Consider the following 13,471-nt stretch of genomic DNA (forward strand, 5'->3'; position numbering starts at 1 on the left):
CCTACCCATACATCAACGATCCCGGCGTCGTCAGTTTCTCTCCGGTCTCGAGCCACGTCTTGAGGCCGGAGAGGATCATTGGCCAGCCGCCGTAGATTTGGTCGTTGCCGCCTTCGCGCAGGTCGCTGTGCGTGACGGTCAAGTGGCAGGAGTCTCCCACGGGTTCGATTTCCCAGGTAACCCGCGACGTTCCTTCGGCTTTCACGTCCTCGCCCCATAGGGCGCGCATGGTTTGCACGAGCCGACGCGGGGGATCGACCTCCAGGTTTTCGCCTTCACCGAGGATCATTCCGTTGGCTCGGGGGTTTGTCATTTCGTAGTGGCCTCCCGGCGACCATTCGGCGGTGTGGGTGTTACCGAATTGGTACTTGCTCCGGATATCGCTGTCCGTGATGGCTTCCCAGAGCCGTTCCGGAGTGGTCTTGATATAGATTTCGAAGATCTTTTCCACGGGACTTTCCAATCTGGATTTGAGGTCGCTCAATGCGGCGGCCCATGGTTCTGCGTATTTGCTCACCCAGCGGTCGTGGACGAGCCGGATAGGTACGGGATTCAGGTAATGCAGCTTTTCACGACCACGACGGCGGGTCACCACCAGTCCGGCCTCCTCAAGGATCTTGAGGTGCTTCATGATCCCGAAACGGGTCATGTCGAACCGCGCCTCAAGCGCACTCAGCGTCTGACCGTCCTCGCGGAAGAGCTCATCGAGCAATTCCCTGCGGGTGGGGTCGGAGAGTGCCTTGAATACGGCGTCCATGAATTCAGGATAGGTGACCATTTAGTCACATGTCAACGGTGCGCGGCAGCACAAATGGCGCTCACCAAACCGCGCATGGCCTCACAACCGATCATGCCTATATCCGAGTAGGCCTGAAGAACCCGTTGCGTCGTGGTATTTGGCGGGGATCGATATGAGGTGGAGGCCTGAACCATGCCACGCCGGAATCCATGGTGATGGTCCATTGTTCTTTGTGGATGACGTGATGGTGGTGGCTGCATAACAAAACGCCGTTGTCCGTGCCGGTGGTGCCGCCGTGGCTCCAGTACGTGATGTGGTGGGCTTCGCACCACGGCGCGGGAATATCGCAATCCGGGAAGGCGCAGCCTTGGTCGCGGGCGGTGATGGCTTTACGGATGTGGGGTGGGAACAGCCTGGTGCTGCGGCCGATGTCTAGAATACGGCTCTCACTGCCGAGCAGAACCGGAATGATGTCCGCGTCGCAGGCTATCTTGCGGATGACCGAGGGGTGGATTGGGCCTTGGAATGCGGACGAACTGCTGCTTACGCTGCTGCGCGAGGCGGCCGGTGATTCGTGTTCGATGCGGTCCAGCAGTTCGCGGTAGTCGATGGTCACCATGACCTGTGGCCGAAGGCCTCCCGCCGCCGGCAGTTCCGCCGTGGACAATGCCACCCCGCACGCCCCGACCAGTCCGTCAAGTAGCTTTTGCGCGCGCGAGCGGCGATCGAGCGATGGGCGACTGGCGCCGTCGTACTTGGAAAACGCCCGCGAGGAGGCGGCGCTCCCGTCGTCCGGGTCAGCATCCGCCGATCCGTCGACGTCTTGGCGGAGCCGGGGATTCGTTGCCGTATTCATGACGGTGGCGAGTGTTTCAAATTGTTCCGCGGTGGCGAAGATTTCCATGTGGTGGAGACCTCGGCGGGTTTTGCGGATGAACGCCCCTTGCCGCTGGCGGAGTTCTTCCTCGCTCGGTTCGGAGCCGTCTTGGTCGATGGCATCAACCCAGCGCTTCGCCATCCGGGCGACGAAATCAGGATCGCTCTGCACCGCCGTGTTGGTGAGTGACTGCTCCATCTTCAGTGTGGTTTCCGAATCGGTGATAAGCCGCACCCGGTCAAGGGCCAAGCCGATAATCGTGGCCGAACGGGATGGCACGCTCGCTGCCGAAACGGCCTCGGCCAGCACTTCGTAGCGAGCTGGCACATCCTGCCCAGCGATGCCCGCCTGCGGGAGCACCGCCGAAGCAAGCCCGAGCCGACGCCGTGCCTCGCCAATACTGATCCGCAACCTGGCCCTCAGGAATTCGGCCGCGTTCCGGTAACCGTCGTCCTTCGCGTCGGCCAGATCCGAGGAGCCGGCGGTCTGCGCCGGCCCTTCGACGTCGGGCGGCGTTTCCGCGGCTTCCGTCCAACCGGTCTTCCAACCAGGCGTTGCCGATGATTGCCGCGCCTCGTAGGCGTCCCCGCGTGTCCGTTCTACGGCCTCAGCTGCGACGATCTGCAAAAACTCCACAGCTCGCGATATCTCTTCGACCTTTCCGGCGAAATCGGCGGCATCCTTGAATCCAAACAGGCGGGAAGCGGAAACCGTTTCTGCGCGAAGGGCATCCATCGCGGCATTGGCCTGGCCAAGCCAGAAATCCGGACCCGCCACTCGATCCGGTTTGGCAACAGAAAGGGCCGCCAGGTGATTGAAACCGGCGGCATCGAAGATCGAAAACTTGTGCATTGTCCGCGACGTCGTGGTAGTTCCCAACCCGACGCCCATTCCGCCGGACTGGGCCACTCCGGCATTCATGCGCTGCGAAAGGCGTTCCAACGCCGCAACATCAACGTCGGGCGAGGCTGCCCGACGCGCCACGATGTGAACGATGCCTTCCATGGATAAACCCTGTCACGGGGGTCTGACATTTTTACGCCCGGCGGTCATCGGGTCCCAAGATTCGGAGCCGTAACTAAGGCTTCTGTTCCCAATGAACCCGGATTGCCTTGGCAATTGGGTCGGTGGTGACATCAACCTGGAATGCTACTGGCGCGGTTCCGGTTTCTTCTATGACAGCATCGCGGTACACGCGGCCGCATGAAGGACACAGGGTGTACAGGTCCTCATCTTCTGGCCAGGCGGCCAGCCCGTCGGGAGGGAGGGTCTCTCCAGCGATATGCACAGGGACGCCGTGTGAATCGGCCTGGATCAGTCCCTCATTGCCGACGGTGTTTCCACAAATGCAGGTGATGGTGGTGACATCATGATCGATGACTTCAGCCATTTCAGTGTCCATGTGAGCTCCCGGAGTGGAAGGGACCTTGTGATTAGATTATGCCCAAGAATCCGTAAGTAGTGAGTCGTGGCTGGCGCTTGCGCGAAGCCTTCAACTTCGTGAGGTCCGCGCATCACCGACCCGCCACCGCCGTTGACGCCCGTCGTAACTAGTCGAGGATCGTGTAAGTCGCGTCGGCAGAGAGGTAGTTCTCAATGTCGGGGAAAAGGCTATCGTCCATGAATGGTCGGCAAGTTCCGCTACGGGACGCGATTTGCATGGTGCCCGTGGCGCGGCCCTGACGCATTTCCGACGGCGGCGGGGAGCCGGGGTTCGTGTTCGAGCAGGAACCGCCAAACCGCGATTCATCGACTCCGTAGTAAGTGACCAGAAAATCGTGTGGGCGGGCGAACGCATCCCTGACCGCGAGCACTTTGGAAGCGTCAGGAACAACCGTGCCTGCGTCGGCTTGGAACCAGTCCGAAACGCCAGGGTGCGAAACAAGGTCGATGGACGCACCCGGCGCTACAGCCTGGTCGATGTGGAAGTGCGCAAGCTCCACCCCGCACCAAAACCCTTTGAGTCCTTCGCCGAAGGCTTTGTCACAGAGGGCGTTGGGTGACTCCCACAGCGCATACAGCCCAAACGTCGCTGGCCACTCGGAACTCGGCTCGAATGTTAGTGACGCGCCAGGAGTCGTGTTGGTAATTCGTAACGTGTAAATGGCCTCGACTTGAAGCTCAGCCATGGGCTGATTGGTCGTGGGCCCGACCATGGCCAGGGGCCTGCTCTTCATGCGGGACGGCGAATAGCTGTAGCTCAGCTCAAAGGTGTTGCCGTCAACGTCCCTAATTTGGAGTGTGCCGGAGGATCCTTGAAGCGGTGCTGGCGTCCGCGGCGCCGCTTCCTGGGTGGATTGCCCTGCGGCCTGGCCGGATGGCGTCGCGGGTCCCGACGGCCCCCGGGCAGGAAATGGCCCGCTGAGGAAGACACAACCAGACAAGCATGCCGCCACGGCCGCCCCGACTGCGATTGCGGCAAACTTCGCCATGGTGCCCCCACCACACACTCGACGGCCCTGATGGCCGCATGTCCTCAGATGTTAGCTTCTGATCGCCTGAGGCAACACCATTCACCAGCACGCCGGACGTGAGATTCCGCAGTGCAGCGGCGCCCGCGGGGCCGTACGGTCGGCTTGCTCGAATTGGACTGGCGACCTGTACTCCAAGTGCACAACGGTCACTTACTCGCAAACTCATTAACTAAGTCCAGTAGGCATCACTCAAGGCTGGCCGGAATCGGATCCGTAGGCTCCGTTATGAGCTGAGGAAGGCTCACCGCCATCGGACTGGGAAACGGTGTGCGGAGGTTCAACCGGCAATGCCTGTGCCATGCCAAGGACGCATCATGAAAACTCCAAAACTCATGGCCATAGCTTGCCTTTTGTTTGGATCGATAGTTACACCGCTCACGGCGGCGAACGCTGCGAGTGCCGAGACGCTGGAGTCTCCGAATCTGGGAGCCGCCGCACTGGGTAACGATATTTCGTGGCCCCAGTGCGGCGGCGGATTGCCTGGCGGGCAGTCATTCGGGATTGTCGGCGTGAACGACGGCCGGCCTGGCACGGTGAACCCTTGTTTGGGTGAGCAGCTCCAATGGGCTGCAAGCTCGGTAGGGGGAACCAGCCAGGCGCCGGTCGCGCTGTACGTCAACACCGCCAACCCGTCGCAATATGCGTACTCGTGGTGGCCCTCCTCCAACGTGGTGTTGGGAGTGAATGTTCCCAACCCTTACGGTGCCTGTAACGGGACCGCTTCCACGGCTTGCGCCTACATCTACGGCTACGCCAACGCTTACGACGACGTGAACGAGTGGGGCGTGCCGGATCCGGCGAAGCACATGTGGTGGCTCGACGTGGAAACCGGCAACGCCTGGTCCTGGGACACCGCGGCCAACGCTTCCGTCCTCGAGGGCATGACCGCGTACTTCCAAAGCATTGGTGCTCAAGTGGGCATCTATTCCACCTCGTACCAGTTCGGCCTTATCGCCGGTCAGCCGGGTCCGAACAGCAATCTGAACGGGCTCAAGAGTTGGCTCGCCGGAGCTACCTCAACCGATACCGCGGCCGCATTCTGCGCCCTGCCTCCGCTGACTGCGGGCGGCGCCGTCGCGCTCACGCAGTTCACGGACGGAAACTTCGACTACAACTACTCGTGCATCCCGCCGGCACCGCCCGCACCTCCGGCGCCGGTTGCTCCGCCAGCGCCCCCGACGCCGACACTCACCCACGACGCCGACGGTCGCCTCAAGCCGCTACTCTCGCAAGCACAGGGCTGACGCCCCACGCTCAGAACGCGACCCCGGCGGGTTCCAAACCCGCCGGGGTCGACTGTTGTAACGCGTCGGTTCGTGACCCGAGGCAACCATGCACCAGACTTAGTTAGGTGACCAACAAATCCCGCCCCGGCCTCGCGATTACAGCCCTGAGTGTCGGTACGGCGCTGAACCCGCTGAACTCGTCCATGATTGCAGTCGCCCTGGTGGTGTTGCGGGAGGATTTTGCGCTCGACGTCGCCACCGTCACCTGGGTGATCACCTCGTTTTACCTTGCCTCGGCTGCCGGCCAGCCGCTGATGGGGAGGCTCGCGGACCGCTTCGGTCCCCGGCGGCTGTTCACGTTCGGCATGGCGGTGGTCGCGGTGACGTGCGCGGTGGCGCCGTTCCTGCCCAACTTCGCGCTCGTCTGCGTGGCCCGGGCCCTCATGGCGGTGGGCACCGCGACCGCGTACCCGTCCGCCGTCGTCATGGTCTCCACGCTCAGCCGGGAAGCGAACATCAGTTCCACGCGCCCGCTGGGCCGGATCCAGATGGCCAACACTTCGGCGGCGGCCGTCGGGCCGGTGATCGGCGGCGTGCTCGTGAGTCTGGTTGGCTGGCAGGCGCTGTTCGCGATCAACGTGCCGCTGTCGATCGCGGCGCTACTGGTGGTGCAGCGGACGGCCCCGCCCGACGTCGGGCGCGAAACCGGTAAGTTGTCCGTCCTGGTGCGCGATTCCGACGTCCCCGGAATCCTCGCGTTCGTCGGTTCGCTGCTGCTCGCGATGATGGCGTTGCTCAACGTCGTGCCAGCCTACCGCTGGTGGTTCCTCGCCGCTGCGGTGATCCTGGCGGCGTTGTTCGCGTGGCGGGAGCTGCGGTTCGCCCCGCCGTTCCTCGACCTGCGGCTGCTCGGCCGGAACCGGCCGCTCATGCTGCTTTACCTGGGCTTCGCGGTGTTCAGCGCGGTGTACTACTTTGCGTTCTTCGGTCTGCCTCAGCTGCTGCAACAAGCTGCGGGGTACGACGCCGGCCTGGTGGGTGTGTTGATGCTTCCCCTTGCCGCCGCGTCGGTTTTCATGACGCCGGTGACGGTGCGGCTGATTGAGCGGTTCGGCGTGCGACCGGTGATGGTGGCCGGCGTCGTGGTCCTGGCGTCGGCATCGGGAGCGCTCGGCCTGCTGACGTTGTCCTTCTGGCCGCCGCTGGTGCTGGTCCTTACGGCGTTCATGGGTGTGCCGTATGGCGTGGTCAGTACCTCGTCGAACCAAGGCTTGTATGTTTCGGCGCGGCCCGAGGAGAGGGGAGTGGCGGCCGGGATCTTCCAGACCTGCCGCTACCTCGGCGCGATTACCGCCACGGTGTTGATCGGCGTGCTGTATGGCTCGGGCGTGAACCAGCCGAACTGGGGACTCATGGTGTTGGTGATGCTCGGGCTCAGCGCGGTGGTTTTCGTGCTGGCGCTGGCGTGGCGGAAGCCGGCGGAGTAGGTGCGAGGCCCGTCGGTGGAAATAGCGGATTGAGTGTACGACGGCGACTCCCGTCCTGAGTGCCGATAGGCGCCTGAGCTGGGCGTTTATTGAATTACTTGGCGACGCAAAGTGGCTCCGATCTTAGGGCGCTTTGTGGGTTTGCGCAGCGTATTGACACCCATTTTGGGCCGGAATAATCTCTGCCTTAGCGAGGCCGGTCGCCTCGTCATTTCGTGTTTCGGCGCTGCCTCTGGGGGAGCTCCGCTAGGAGATTGTGCTAGCGAGGAGGGTCCTAAATGTCTTGGGAAATGTCCGGAAAATATGTTGCCAATTGCAGTTGTGCATTGATTTGTCCGTGTCCGGTGGACAGCAGGCCTGGGGGCCGGGCGTGACTGCCGGGCACGTGCCACGGCGGAGGCTGAACGCGGGAGTTGCGGGGCGCGCTTCGGCGCGCCCTGCGTCATTCGCGGTTGCTCGGCGATACCGGCTTGATCTGCGCGAAGCAGGGTTGGTCGCCGTACTGCTGGCCCTTGCGGCCGTCAGCTGGGTGGTTACGGCTGTGCAAATGTCCGGTATGGACATGGGGCGTTGGACGGATCCGGGACCGCTGGGGTTCTTCGTCACGACGTGGGTTGTAATGCTCGCGGCGATGATGTTCCCTTCGGTGGCGCCGATGGTCGTTGCCTATGCGCGGATCGGTCGCCATCGCCGCGAGACTGGTCGTTATGCTCCGACGGGTTCCACTGCCTTGTTCGTCGCGGGATATTTGGTTGCGTGGACGGTGTTCGGCCTCGCTGCCTATGCGATCTATGGTGTGCTCGCGATGCTCGTCCCGGGGTTGTTTTCCTCTGATCCGGGTGGCCGATACCTGGCTGCCGGGGTGATCTTGGCAGCTGCGGTCTACCAGCTCACGCCGGCCAAAAATGTTGCTTTGATGAAGTGCCGGACGCCCTTGGATTTCATCCTTCACCGCATGCGGCACGGGTATTTCGGCGCGCTGCGCATGGGAGTGGAGCATGGCACGTGGTGCGTTGCCTGCTGCTGGGCCCTCATGATCGGGCTCTTCGCGCTTGGTGTGATGAGCATTGGCTGGATGGCATTGGTTGGGGCGTTCATTGCCTTGGAGAAAATGCTCCCGTGGAAACGGCTTGCCAACCGCACGGTGGCGATCGCCTTGGCCCTTATCGCGTTGGGCATCGCCGTCGCGCCCGGGATGGTGCCGGGGTTTGGAATGTAGGTTTGCGGGCGCTCGTGCTTGGCGCGTAGGCGGTGGGGTGCGTGTTCATGGAGCGTTGCTGGCTCTAGTCGGTGTCCTGCTGCTCTGCGCGTGTGCTGCTTGGCCATGGGGTGACTCTCCTTCGGGGGTGGTTTCCGGGAACGTCCTAAGCGCGCCGAGCTGCCCGGTGGAGCGCGTTGGTTATGTGTGTCCTCCGCGCCCGGTTTCAGGGGCCACGGTGGTAGCTTACGACGGCGACACGGCCCAGGTCTCCACGCGCACCGACTCCGGCGGCTTCTTCAGGCTCACCTTGCCCGTCGGCCGTTATGTCATCAAGGCGACTAACGCGGGCGGCTATGCGTCGACTGCCTCACAGGATGTGGTTGTGTCGGGCGGGTCTGTGCGAATCACGTTAATCGTGGATAGCGGGATTCGTTGAGTTATGCACAGTCGCCAAACCCGCTAATGAACACAACTCGAGTGCCCCCTTTTGCAATCACTCCTGATATTGCCGAATTTCTCCTGAATTCGATATCCGGTCTTTCTGCTTAGGCTGGTTATTCAATGTGTTCCATTTGCGCTGTAGCGGGTCACGCCTTCAACCGTCACCCGCTACAGTCATGTTTCCTGTGGATCAGTTCGATGAGGGGCTGTGTGATTCTGCTCCGGAAGAGGGGTCGCCGTGTCTACTAACCGAAACACTGCTTCAAACCGCGACCAGCACCCGCTTCCCGTCCATGACGGGAGCTTGGTCGAAGTGCGCGGCCGCCTGTTCACGGGGGCCGATGGCCATGCTTATGTGCGGCCTAGGATGCACCCGTATGAACCGGACCCCAGTCCGCAACTGCAAGCACGGGAGGACACAACGCCGTTCAGGATGAGGGTCACCGGCCCTGAAATTGTCGAACAGAAACTTGCTCACCCCGAGGGATCGTGGCACACCATTCGGGGCGTCCTCCGAGGGACGAGCATTGAAGTTACCGAAGTGTTCGGTCAGCCCGCGCAATGGCTCGACACCTGGGAGGAAGCGGACCCCAGATACGCGGAGTCGAATCCGGATGCGCCAACGGAGTGGTTCCTTAGTCCGGACCGTCAAACGCTTCTGGAAGAGATTTCTGACCGCTTTGATCAGCGCACGGACTTCGGCCCGCATCTATCGTGGGGGCTCAACGGCACGTACGAGGGCACGTATCGAGTCAAGTTATACATGCTGATGATCAATGACAACTTCGCATCGTGGGCGAACAACTACAGCACCGATGACCTTTTGGTTCGATCCTTCGTCCGGGCTCTGTAGGGGATGCTCCAGCCGTAGCCCTCGTTGGGCGCCAAAAGTCCCTGCTGTGGATCCGGACAGCATCGTTTCCGTGGTCAACCGCTGTGGCTCATTGTTTGAAGATTTCTTTGGCCACAGTGATCGCAGACATGGCTTTGGGCCAGCCGGCGTAGAACGCCAAGTGGATGATGGCTTCCTTGAGTTCCTCTTCGGTGAGACCGTTGGCTTTTGCCCGGGCGAGGTGTCCGCGCAGTTGTTCGGTGCTGCCGCTGGTGATGAGGCTGGCGACTGTGACGAGGCTGCGGTCCCGCGGGGAGAGTTCGTTGCGCTCCCATATGTCCCCGAAGAGCACGCCGTCTGTGAGTTCCACGAGTTTGGGGGCGAAATCGCCGATGAGCTGCTGGGCACGGGTCTGGTTCGTTTCGGTCATGGAGGTTGGCCCGTCAGTTGATCCGTCGTCCGCCCAGCCAGCTGACCATGGCGGGGTCGCGGTGGTCGAAGAAGAGGCTGGCGCCGGTGTCCAGGGCGGCGATCCCGCCCATTTGCTCGTCGGTGAGGGTGAAATCAAAGACGTCGAGGTTCTGCGCCATCCGCTCGGGCCGGACGGATTTGGGGATGACCACGACGTCGCGCTGGATGAGCCAGCGAAGCACCACCTGGGCGACGGACTTGCCGTGTGCCTCGGCAATATTGCTGAGGACGGGGTCGGTGAACAGGTTGTTCTTCCCTTCGGCGAAGGGACCCCAGGACTCGATCTGGACGCCGCGCTCACGCATCAGCGCCTGGTCTGCTTCGCGCTGGTGGAACGGGTGGGTTTCGATCTGGTTCACTGCCGGGACGATCTCGTTGTGGTCGATGAGGTCCACGAGCCGGTCGGGGTGGAAATTCGAGACACCGATCGCACGGGCGCGGCCTTCCTTGTTGATCTCCTGCATGGCCCGCCATTCGCTGTAGTAGTCGCCCAGGGGCTGGTGGATCAGGTAGAGGTCGACGTAGTCGAGGCCGAGGCGGGCCAAAGAGTTTTCGAACGCGCGTTTAGTATCTTCCTGGACGTTGCCGGCCGGGGCGTGTTGGATCCAGAGCTTGGTGGTGACGAACAGTTCCTCGCGGGCGATTCCGCTGGCCTTGATCGCGGCTCCGACGGCAGCTTCGTTGAGGTAGGAAGCGGCGGTGTCCAAGTGCCGGTAGCCGGCGGCAAGTGCTGCTTCAACAGCAGCCTGGGTTTCCGCTTCGGGGATCTGGAAGACGCCAAAGCCGAGGATGGGCATTTCAACGCCGTTGTTCAGGGTGACGGTTTGCATGGATTTTCCTTTGCTCGGATGTGGTTGGAAGGGCTTTATCGGGCTGTTTGGGTATGGGCTGCCGCATAGTCGGCGTCACTGACCGGTTCCAGCCAGGTGGCGCTTTGTCCGTTCTCGTGCTCGACCATGGCCAAGTGGCTCATCAGGCCCTCAGGGGTGGCGCCGTGCCAGTGTTCTTCCCCAGGTGGGGTGTGGACGGTATCTCCGGCGCGCATGAGGATGACCGTGCCGTCACGTGTTCCGACGAGACCGGCTCCTTCGGTGCAGAGCAGGGTTTGGCCCAGCGGGTGGGAATGCCAGTTGGTCCGGGCCCCGGGCGTGAAATGAACCATTGCGGCCATGAGTTTCGACGGTGCTTCGCCCGCATGAAGGGGTTGAAGGTAGACGTCTCCGGTGAACCTCTCGGCCGGGGCCTTGGTAGTGGGCGCGGGGTTGTTCAGTTTCATGGTGTTTTCCTTTGCTCGTGGCGCAGCGTCAGGGAGGCGAGGATGAGGAGGATGAGGATGGCGGCAGTCCAGCCGAGGCTCGTGCGGAGTCCATCCATGAAGCCCTGCCCGGCGAGGAGGGCACCGAAGACTGCGACGCCGAGCGAACCGCCGACTTGCCGGGCGGTGTTGACGACGCCGCTGGCCGTCCCGGCGCGTTCGGCGGGCACGTGGTCCATGACCAGGGCGATGATCGGGGGCACTGTGAAGGATCCGCCAACGCCCACCGGAACCATCATGACGGCGACGAGCAGCACCGGTGTGTCCGCCGGCAGCAGGCAGAGCCCGGCAAGGCCCAGGGCCATGAGCAGTTGACCTGCAGCAATCAGGGCCACCTGCCCGAAGCGGGCCATGAGCCGGGCCACGAGCGGGTTGAGCAGGGCAACCAGTGCGGTCATGGGCAGGAACAGCAACCCTGTCTCCAAGGCGGTAGCGCCGCGTTGCTGCTGGAAGTACAGGCTTTGCAGGAACACAACACCGTAGAAAGCCGCCATCGTTGCCAGGGCGACGCCAAGTGTGGTGGAGACGGTGCGGGAACGGAAAATATCCAAGGGAAGCATTGGCGCCTTGGCCTTGAACTGCACCACCATGAACACCGCCAGGGATGCGGCACCGGCTCCGAATACTGTCAGGATTGCGGGGCTTCCGTAACCGACGGAGGGGCCCTCGATGATCCCGTACGTCAGGCTGGCCAGGGCTAGGACGGCGCTGACCTGCCCGGCCCAGTCAAAGGGCATCGGCCGCCGCGGCGAGCGGGCCACGCCGGCAAGGACCACCAGAGCGAGAACTCCGACCGGGAGGTTGACGAAGAAAATGAGCCGCCAGTGCAACTGGGTAAGGACACCGCCGAGTACCGGGCCGGCTGCGGCAGCAACGGATCCGCCCAGGCCCCAGTAGACGATGGCCCGGCCGCGCTGAACGGCGTCGTGGTAAGCCTCCCTGATCAGGGCGAGTGAGGCCGGGGTGATCATCGCTGCCCCGATACCTTGCAGGATGCGCGCTGTGACGAGCATTGAAAGGTTCGGGCTGAACGCGCAGGCAGCGGATGCCGCTGTAAAGAGGATCATCCCGATCCCGTAGGCACGGCGTGCCCCGACCCTGTCAGAGAACGTCCCAGCGAAGAGCTGAAGTGCAGAGAACATCAGGGTATAGCCGGTCACCACCCACTGCAGCCCGGCCAGGCCACCACCAAAATCGGACCCAACCGCGGGCAGCGCGACGTTGACGATCTGCGCATCAAGGGCGACAACAAAGAAGCCCAGCATCGCCACGGCGAGCGAGGCACGTGGCCGCGCCGCCGTCGTCGTGCTCGGAGGGCTGACAGCAGAAACTGGCATGGGGTCCTTTCAGAACCGGATGAAGAAGCTGCTTCAAGACAACCAGCGCCTTTACATGCGTGGGAGTGCCTGTTGTGCGGTGTACTGCCAGTTCCTGTTAGAGCCGCCTCGTGCGTCGTAGCGTAGATGGATGGACAACACCAAGGACGTCCGCGAGTTCCTCATGAGCCGCCGGGCACGCATTTCTCCGGCCCAAGCCGGGCTGACCGCCTTTAGCGCGAGCCGCCGGGTTGCCGGGCTGAAAAGAGAAGAAGTGGCGCTGCTGACCGGCGTCAGCACCGAGTACTACGCCCGCCTCGAACGCGGAAACCTGCGTGGAGTCTCCGACTCGGTCTTGGACTCCCTCGCCCGCGCCCTGCAATTGGATGAAGCCGAACGAGCCCACCTCTTCGACCTCGCCAAGGCTGCTGCACCGTCGAGCCCGTCCAGCAGCCGCAAGGCACGCCACGAGGTACGGCCAAGCGTCGAGCGGGTCCTCGCCGGCATGACCGGTACGCCCGCATACGTGCGGAACTCCCGGATGGAGATCGTGGCGGCGAACAGCCTCTGCTTCGCCCTCTACACGGGCATCCTCAGCCCCGACACCTTGCCGCTGAACTTGGCCCGGTTCATGTTCCTGGATCCGCGTTCCAAGGAATTTTTCGTCGAGTGGGAAACCCTTGCCGACGATTTCGCCGCTGCCCTGCGCACCGAGTCCGGCCAGAATCCCCGCGACCGTCATCTGAACAGCCTCATCGGCGATCTCGCGGCCGGAAGTACGGAGTTTTCCACCCGGTGGGCCCGGCATAACGTCCGCTTCCACCGCACCGCGCGCAAAACCATGCGGAACGCCCTCGTCGGCGAGATTCAACTCACCGGTGACGCACTGGTCCTGCCCGGCGAAGGCTTGACGCTCATCGCCTACACAGCCGAACCAGGAAGCCATGCCCAGGAACAACTCGACTTTCTGGCCAGCTGGAGCAACACGGGGAAGATCCCGGAGCGCACTGCCCCTGCAGGGCCCCTGCAGGGCGAGCCGTTTGACGTCCCCGGGAGAAAGCTCGACGGCGGTCGTGCTTAGGTTCGCTGCCT

At 62.8% G+C, this 13,471-nt stretch carries 14 protein-coding genes; 6 read left to right on the forward strand and 8 right to left on the reverse strand.

Annotated features, from left to right (window positions below; translation table 11 throughout):
* Position 1: 1 nt before the first annotated feature.
* The 4 genes from ABCW42_RS05245 to ABCW42_RS05260 all read right to left on the reverse strand — a co-directional run bounded on the left by ABCW42_RS05245 (position 2) and on the right by ABCW42_RS05260 (position 3,745).
* Positions 2-757, reverse strand: coding sequence for an ArsR/SmtB family transcription factor (locus ABCW42_RS05245; protein WP_423183855.1), 756 nt, complete (start codon positions 755-757; stop codon positions 2-4).
* 97 nt (positions 758-854) lie between these two features.
* A complete protein-coding gene (locus ABCW42_RS05250) occupies positions 855-2,351 on the reverse strand; it encodes a DUF222 domain-containing protein (RefSeq protein ID WP_423184810.1) in 1,497 nt (498 codons plus the stop codon).
* 343 nt (positions 2,352-2,694) lie between these two features.
* The gene (locus ABCW42_RS05255) at positions 2,695-3,006 is read right to left on the reverse strand and encodes a hypothetical protein (RefSeq protein WP_423183856.1); all 312 of its coding nucleotides are present in this window, start codon (positions 3,004-3,006) and stop codon (positions 2,695-2,697) included.
* A gap of 160 nt (positions 3,007-3,166) precedes the next feature.
* Positions 3,167-3,745, reverse strand: coding sequence for a hypothetical protein (locus ABCW42_RS05260; RefSeq protein ID WP_423183857.1), 579 nt, complete (start codon positions 3,743-3,745; stop codon positions 3,167-3,169).
* 659 nt (positions 3,746-4,404) lie between these two features.
* Here ABCW42_RS05260 and ABCW42_RS05265 point away from each other — a divergent pair.
* From ABCW42_RS05265 to ABCW42_RS05285, 5 genes are all read left to right on the forward strand, one after another.
* Positions 4,405-5,334, forward strand: coding sequence for a hypothetical protein (locus tag ABCW42_RS05265; protein ID WP_423183858.1), 930 nt, complete (start codon positions 4,405-4,407; stop codon positions 5,332-5,334).
* A 107-nt stretch (positions 5,335-5,441) separates the two neighbouring features.
* Positions 5,442-6,803 (forward strand): MFS transporter, encoded by a 1,362-nt coding sequence (locus tag ABCW42_RS05270; protein ID WP_423183859.1) that lies wholly within the window; start codon positions 5,442-5,444, stop codon positions 6,801-6,803.
* A 337-nt stretch (positions 6,804-7,140) separates the two neighbouring features.
* Positions 7,141-8,022, forward strand: coding sequence for a DUF2182 domain-containing protein (locus tag ABCW42_RS05275; protein ID WP_423183860.1), 882 nt, complete (start codon positions 7,141-7,143; stop codon positions 8,020-8,022).
* Positions 8,023-8,239: 217 nt separating this feature from the next.
* Positions 8,240-8,440 (forward strand): carboxypeptidase regulatory-like domain-containing protein, encoded by a 201-nt coding sequence (locus ABCW42_RS05280; RefSeq protein WP_423183861.1) that lies wholly within the window; start codon positions 8,240-8,242, stop codon positions 8,438-8,440.
* A gap of 309 nt (positions 8,441-8,749) precedes the next feature.
* Positions 8,750-9,298 (forward strand): hypothetical protein, encoded by a 549-nt coding sequence (locus tag ABCW42_RS05285; RefSeq protein WP_423183862.1) that lies wholly within the window; start codon positions 8,750-8,752, stop codon positions 9,296-9,298.
* A gap of 88 nt (positions 9,299-9,386) precedes the next feature.
* Here the strand turns inward: ABCW42_RS05285 and ABCW42_RS05290 are convergent, their stop codons facing one another.
* The 4 genes from ABCW42_RS05290 to ABCW42_RS05305 are packed head-to-tail and all read right to left on the reverse strand — an operon-like array spanning position 9,387 to position 12,400.
* The gene (locus ABCW42_RS05290) at positions 9,387-9,707 is read right to left on the reverse strand and encodes a carboxymuconolactone decarboxylase family protein (RefSeq protein ID WP_423183863.1); all 321 of its coding nucleotides are present in this window, start codon (positions 9,705-9,707) and stop codon (positions 9,387-9,389) included.
* Between the two features lie 13 nt (positions 9,708-9,720).
* Positions 9,721-10,578, reverse strand: coding sequence for an aldo/keto reductase (locus ABCW42_RS05295; protein WP_423183864.1), 858 nt, complete (start codon positions 10,576-10,578; stop codon positions 9,721-9,723).
* 35 nt (positions 10,579-10,613) lie between these two features.
* Complete coding sequence (locus ABCW42_RS05300) at positions 10,614-11,024, reverse strand: (R)-mandelonitrile lyase (RefSeq protein ID WP_423183865.1); 411 nt, start codon at positions 11,022-11,024, stop codon at positions 10,614-10,616.
* Complete coding sequence (locus tag ABCW42_RS05305; RefSeq protein ID WP_423183866.1) at positions 11,021-12,400, reverse strand: MFS transporter; 1,380 nt, start codon at positions 12,398-12,400, stop codon at positions 11,021-11,023. Before ABCW42_RS05305 ends, ABCW42_RS05300 begins: the two co-directional genes overlap by 4 nt.
* A 130-nt stretch (positions 12,401-12,530) precedes the next feature.
* Between ABCW42_RS05305 and ABCW42_RS05310 the strand changes: the two genes are divergently transcribed.
* Positions 12,531-13,460 carry a helix-turn-helix transcriptional regulator gene (locus tag ABCW42_RS05310; RefSeq protein WP_423183867.1) on the forward strand — a complete coding sequence of 310 codons (930 nt, stop codon included), beginning with the start codon at positions 12,531-12,533 and terminating at the stop codon, positions 13,458-13,460.
* Positions 13,461-13,471: the final 11 nt, after the last annotated feature.

This window comes from Arthrobacter sp. NyZ413, assembly GCF_049390645.1.
Lineage (GTDB): Bacteria > Actinomycetota > Actinomycetes > Actinomycetales > Micrococcaceae > Arthrobacter.